We start from the raw sequence: 4,774 nt of genomic DNA, 5'->3' as shown, positions 1-4,774 counted from the left end.
CAGGCCGCCGTGGTCGCCCACGTGGCAGCGCACGAACTCGGCGCGGCCGCGTACGCGATCAAGGCGGTACGGGCGGCGGCGCCGGCCGACCGGAGCGAGGCGGCGGGGCGGGCCGAGTGCCGGTGGCAGCGCGACCGGTTGCCGGCGGCGATCCGCGAGCTGGTGCTGGACGACCAGCGGTTGCGCAACGACATCTGCTGGTCGGTGTTCGACTGCTGAGCGCGCGAAGGGTCGTGGAAAGACGGCCGGCCCACCGGCAACCATTCCGCGACGGGGCGACGTCTGGAAGGGCATCCCCGCTGACGCACCACCTGACCCGAAGGACCGGCTCGTGTGGACCCTCTCCTGAGTGAGTTCGACTCGTTCGTGCGGACCCGCACCCCCGCACTGCTGCGCTCGGCCTACCTGTTGACCGGCGACCAACATCTGGCCGAGGACCTCGTCCAGTCGGCCCTGGCCCGCACCCACCGCTCGTGGAGCCGGCTGCACGACAGCGGCAACGCGGAGGCGTACACCCGAAAGATCATGTACCACCTCCAGGTCTCGTGGTGGCGCCGCCGCCGGGTGGCCGAGTCGATGCCGGGCGACCTGCCCGAGCCACGCGGAGGCGACTCGGCCCCCGACCACGCCCGGCAGATCACGCTGCGGCTCACCCTCCGGGCCGCGCTGGCCCGGCTCTCCGCCAAGCAACGGGCGGTGCTGGTGCTGAGGTTCTTCGAGGACCGCACCGAGTCCGAGGCCGCCGACCTGCTCGGCGTGACCGTCGGCACCGTCAAGAGCCAGACCTCCAAGGCGCTGGCCAAGCTGCGCACCGTCGCCCCGGAACTCGCCGACCTGTACGCCACGGAAGGAACCGCCCGATGAACCAGGACCGCCTGCGCTTCGACCTGGCCGACCTGGCCGAGGAGGTCACCCCCGTCGACCTGCGGGACCGGGCCCTGCGTACCTCCCGGCGGCTCGGTATCCAGCGGGCCGTCGTCACCTCGGCCGCCGCGCTGGCGGTGCTGGCCGTCGCGACCGGCACGGCGCTGGCCATCCGGCCGAACGGTCCGGCGCCCGCGCCGGCCGGGCCGTCGGTGACCAGCACCGCCCCGTCGGTCGAGCCCACCCCGACCGCGCCGGTCGAGCCGTCCCGCACGCCGTCGAACGAGCCGAGCGTGGAGGCCGGCCAGCCGCAGTCCGCGCTGACCGGAACCCGCTACTACCTGGAGCAGACGTCCACCCGCTCGCGGATCCACGCGGTGCGCGGCACGCAGGACCGGGTGGTCCACGAGATCGGTCACCAGGACAGCCGATGCGAGGCCAACACCGTGTCCGTATCGCCGGACGGCAGGCGGGTGGTGTGGGTGCAGGACAGCACCGACAGTGGCGTGAGCGGCGATCTGCTGATCTCCGACATCGGGGCGGACGGGGCGACGACGCTGGCGGAGGGGATCAGCTGCCTCGGCTCCCGGCCGCTGCGCTGGCAGGGCGCCGACCTGCTGATGGCGCAGCGTAAGAACGGGCAGTCCGTGCTCTACGACGCGGCGGCAGACAGGCAGATCATCGGCGACCCCGGGCAGGAGACCGACCGCTGCTGGTCCGTCGACGGCACCTGGTTGGCGGCCGTGTCGGAGGGCAAGCCCTACGTCTCGGCCGACGCCGTCCTGCGGCAGTACACCTACACGCCGCCGGAGCGGGAGGCCGCGAAGTGGGACGGCTGGGAGGCCCGCAGCGTCTCCATCGACGGCCGCTACGTGGCGGTGGGTTGGATCGGCACCGATCCGTCCCGCCGGGACGGCAGCTTCGCGGTGGTCGACACCACCAGGAGCAAGGAGGTCGACCTGCCCGGCACGGGCGAGGTGCGCAGCGTCCTGTTCAGCGCCGACGGGACGGTCCTGCTGCGCCGGGGGACCGGTATCACGGTCCTCGACGGGAAGTTCACGCCCGTCGGCACGCTAGCCGAGCCGGCCCCGCTCCGGAACCGGGCGCTGCTGGCCTACGTTCCCTGACACCGGGGCACGACGCGGGGCGGACCACCGGAGGGTGGTCCGCCCCGCCGCCGGTCAGCGCAGCACGGTGACTGCCGCGTCCGCGCTGACGTGCTTCCACGGCACCAGCACCACCGTCCCGTCCCGCTCCAGGACCTTCGCGTCGGTGCCCTCGGTGCCGGCCGACCGGGGCCCCTCGGCGAGCACCGTCACCTTCCCGCTCGCCGGGTCGATCCGGACCAGCCGCGGGGCGAGGTCCCGGTGGTCGCCGACCTCCCAGGCGAGCACCCCCTGCTCGTCGAGGCGGATCAGCTCCACCTCGCTGTCGGTGTGCCCGGTCGAGACCCAGCGCCGCTCCCCGGTGGCCAGGTCGATCGCCACCACCTGGTTGGCCTGGCGCATCTTGCCCGGCACGTTCGCCGCCTCGGTCGGCAGGTAGAGCGTGTCGGCGTCGGCCAGGTACGGGCGGACCGCCGGACCCTCCACCGTGTTCGAGCGGTTGACCGGCAGGTCGCTGAAGCGCGTACCGCCGACGGGGTTGCCGAACGTGGCCCGCGCCGTGCCGGCGGCGTCGCGTGCGACGAACGTCCGGCCCTCCAGGCCGGGCAGGCTGACCAGCGGGTCGACGCTGAGCACGCCGTTGCTCTGCTGGGCGGCGGGCAACTGCTGCCGCCAGCGCACCGCGCCGGTGGCCGGGTCCAGGCCGAGCAGCGCGCCCCGGACGCCGTCGCAGCGGGCGGTCACCACGGCCTGGGTGCCGGCGGCCTGCGCGTCGGTGACCCGGCAGTCCCGGCCGGGCAGCAGCCGATCGGCGTCGGTCTGCCAGAGCCGCTTGCCGTCGGCCAGCGAGTAGCCGAGGACGCGCTGGTCGGAACGGACGACCACCTGCCCGCCCGCGACCGACAGGTCCGGCGCGGTGAGCAGGCCCCGCCCCTTCAGGCGCTCGGCCGGGATCTTCACCTGCCAGCTCCGGGTGCCGGCGGCGGCGTCGAAGCCGACGAGCGTGTCGCAGGAGTCGGCGGAGCCGAGCACCACCACGCCGCGCCCCTCGGCCAGGGTCTGGGCGGCGCCGCAGAGCGAGCTGCCGGGCGGCGCCGGCACGCCCCACGCCTGCCCGCCGTCGGTCAGCCGGTAGGCGATGATCCCGTCGGGCTGGGCGCGCGCCACCGCGTCGCCGATCAGCCAGGCGCCGAACATGTCCTGCCCGTCGAACGTCTTCAGGCCGTTGCGCTGCCGCTCCGGGAAGTCGAGCACCCAGGCGGTGCGCAGCTCCCGCCCGTCGTCGTCGCCGCCGACCAGCCGGGACACCCCGTAGGCGGTGCCGGCGGCGACCGCCAGCACGGCCACCAGACCGCCGGCCAGGAGCAGCGCCAGACGCCCGCGCCGCTTCGGCGCCGCCGGCGGCGGACCGGCCGGTCCGGGCCAGCCCGTCGGCGGGTACGCGGGCGGCGGCTGGTGCGGTTGCTGGTAGGTCATCCGTCGTCTCCGATCCGGCTCAGCGCGCCTGGGCGCGGACGTAGGAGGCCCACCCGGCCTGGAACTCGTCGAGCGACACGCCCAACACGTCCCGGGCGGCGCGGTCGGTCGGGGTGCCCGCGTAGACGGCGTCGACGAAACGGAACAGCTTCGCCTCGCCGTACTTCTCGGCCAGGTGGTTCATGGCCGCGTGCCCGAGCCAGTAGTGGAAGCTCACCCGATCCGGTTGGTTCCAGCCGCCGTTGTCCGGCAGCCTGCCGTTCCACCCGTCCGCGACGAGCCGGCGCGCCGCCGCGGTGCGCTCGCTCGCGCCCAACGGGCGGCCGTGGAAGGCGACGTACTCGGCGAAGCCCTCGACCACCCACTCGTCGAGCCGTTCGAACGCGTCCACCTCGGCCAGGTCGGTCCGGGGGGTCATCAGCGAGTGCGCCACCTCGTGCCGGAACACCACGCCGGCGTCGTTGGCGCCGCCGGAGCGGGTGAAGTAGTCCTCGTCGGTGTCGACCACCACGCGGGTGCCGCCGATGGTGAACTTCCCGTCGGTGCGCTCGGCCGCCACCATGCCCAGCGAGAACCCCGCCTCGGTGGCCTTCTCCCGGCCGACCCGGTAGAGCGAGGTCATCTCGTCCTTCCCCTTGGCCAGCGCGAGGACGAAGCCCTTCGGCACCGGGCCGGGCAGCCCGCCGGCACGCCACACGGCCAGGTCGTGGACGATCGCGGCCTCGGCCGCCGGGGCGAGCCGCTTCGCCGCCGCGGCGCGGCCGGCGTCGGTGACGATCAGGGCGTGCGGCGTCCGCTCGACGTGGATGTCCCGCCACTTGTCCCACGGGCCGGGGTGGTAGACCGTCTTCGAGCTGCCCCCGGCGGCGGCCGGCGCACCGGTGACGGCGGTGACCCGGATCGGCGCGTCCCTACCGGTGCGGACGATCGTCCAGCGGTACCACTCGGTCACCGGCGCCACGTCGAAGCCGTCGAACTGGTGCACGAAGGAGACGTCGAGCTGGAACGTGACGCCCTGCCCGAACGCGTCGCTGGCCCGGCCCTGCTGCTCGATGGTCTCGTAGCGGGCCACCGACAGGGGCAGCTTCGCCAGGTTGCGGAAGAGCTGCGTCTGGCCGGCGACCAGGTCCTTGCGGGCCGGGTCGAACGCGGCCAGGTAGCCGTCCAGGTCCTTGGCGGCCAGCGCCTTGCTGTGCCGGTCGAGCAGGGCGGCCAGCTCGGCGTCGGTGACCGTGACGCCGTTGGCCGCGGCGGCCGCCTTCGGCGCGGCGCCCTCCTCGTCGTCGCCGCGCAGGCCCAGCCCGACGCCGACCAGCGCGCCGGCGCAG

The 4,774-nt window shown here is 74.5% G+C and carries 5 protein-coding genes; 3 read left to right on the top strand and 2 right to left on the bottom strand.

The window, feature by feature from the left end; genetic code table 11:
• From HUW36_RS25755 to HUW36_RS25745, 3 genes are all read left to right on the top strand, one after another.
• A partial coding sequence (locus HUW36_RS25755; RefSeq protein WP_343044366.1) for a putative immunity protein occupies nucleotides 1-219 on the top strand: 219 nt, incomplete at its 5' end.
• Between the two features lie 114 nt (nucleotides 220-333).
• Nucleotides 334-864, top strand: coding sequence for a SigE family RNA polymerase sigma factor (locus tag HUW36_RS25750; protein WP_174530520.1), 531 nt, complete (start codon nucleotides 334-336; stop codon nucleotides 862-864).
• Nucleotides 861-1,991, top strand: a complete 1,131-nt coding sequence (locus HUW36_RS25745) for a TolB-like translocation protein (RefSeq protein ID WP_174530519.1) — start codon at nucleotides 861-863, stop codon at nucleotides 1,989-1,991. The genes HUW36_RS25750 and HUW36_RS25745 overlap by 4 nt, the downstream gene beginning before the upstream one ends.
• A gap of 54 nt (nucleotides 1,992-2,045) precedes the next feature.
• Here the strand turns inward: HUW36_RS25745 and HUW36_RS34925 are convergent, their stop codons facing one another.
• Together HUW36_RS34925 and HUW36_RS25735 are read right to left on the bottom strand one after the other, a co-directional pair.
• Nucleotides 2,046-3,446, bottom strand: coding sequence for a PQQ-like beta-propeller repeat protein (locus tag HUW36_RS34925; protein WP_174530518.1), 1,401 nt, complete (start codon nucleotides 3,444-3,446; stop codon nucleotides 2,046-2,048).
• A gap of 19 nt (nucleotides 3,447-3,465) precedes the next feature.
• The coding region (locus HUW36_RS25735) for a hypothetical protein (RefSeq protein WP_174530517.1) at nucleotides 3,466-4,774 on the bottom strand (1,309 nt) is incomplete at its 5' end.

The sequence above is a fragment of the Micromonospora maritima genome (assembly GCF_902825405.1).
Lineage (GTDB): Bacteria > Actinomycetota > Actinomycetes > Mycobacteriales > Micromonosporaceae > Micromonospora > Micromonospora maritima.
The sequence above is the reverse complement of the archived record's forward strand: the minus strand, read 5'-3'. Positions and strand labels throughout refer to the sequence as shown.

Coding starts and splice junctions, on each gene's coding strand:
- HUW36_RS25745 (WP_174530519.1), top strand. CDS start 861: ATGAACCAGGACCGCCTGCGCTTCGACCTGGCCGACCTGGCCGAGGAG.
- HUW36_RS34925 (WP_174530518.1), bottom strand. CDS start 3,446: ATGACCTACCAGCAACCGCACCAGCCGCCGCCCGCGTACCCGCCGACG.